We start from the raw sequence: 867 nt of genomic DNA on the forward strand, positions 1-867 counted from the left end.
AGGCGGGCCGGACGGGTCTCCAGGGCATCGTGTGCACAACCCGACTTGCAACGGTCGTTCCATGGTGATCAACGCCCCCCGCGGCGAGCCCCCCGGCTCATCCGGCCCGCCCATCGCACTCAGCACCGGTCCCTCCGCCAGCCTCGGCCCCAGTCGCTCCACAGGCCTGAACGCAGGCCCCACACCCGGGTCCGCGCCCCCGTCGCGCCCCATCGCCGACCCCACCTCGGATGGGGACTCCAATGCCCGCGCGCATCCCGGTGCCAGCGCGGACGGTGCTCGTGTGCCGCCGGAGGAGGAGCCAGCCGAGATGCCGCAGCGGTTCGAGGCGCTCGTCGGCCTGTTCGACTCCCTGCTGCGCGACGAACCCTGGCAGCTCAGCGACGGTCAGCTCACCGTCCTGCTCGACAGGGCCGGCCGGCTCGGCGGACGGACGGCGGCGTTGCGCGGCCGGCTCATCGCCGAGGCGCAGGAGCGTGGCCTGCCACCCCGTGTGGGCGCGGTCGACATCACGAGCCTCATTCGTGACCAGCTCGCCCTGTCTGCCCGGGAGGCCCGCCGGCAGGTCGGTCTCGCCCTCGCCATCCACAACGGCCCCTGCGAGGCCACCGGCCGGGCGCTCGCCAGTGGCGACATCACGGTCGAGCACACGATACTACGAAGGCAACCACATACGTACGGTTATCGGTGCCCGTGGCGCCCGGCGAGGCTCGGTGCCCGTGGCGCCCGGCGAGGCTCGGTGCCCGTGGCGCCCGGCGAGGCTCGGTGCCCGTGGCGCCCGGCGAGGCTCGGTGCCCGTGGCGCCCGGCGAGGCTCGGTGCCCGTGGCGCCCGGCGAGGCTCGGTGCCCGTGGCGCCCGGCGAGGCT

At 75.0% G+C, this 867-nt stretch carries 1 pseudogene; it reads left to right on the forward strand.

Annotation, left to right across the window (positions count from 1 at the left end):
• Positions 1–310: 310 nt before the first annotated feature.
• Positions 311–867: pseudogene (locus C1A33_RS26610) on the forward strand (DUF222 domain-containing protein); the annotation flags it as partial.

It is taken from the genome of Frankia canadensis (genome assembly GCF_900197875.1).
GTDB classification, from domain to species: Bacteria; Actinomycetota; Actinomycetes; order Frankiales; family Frankiaceae; genus Frankia; species Frankia canadensis.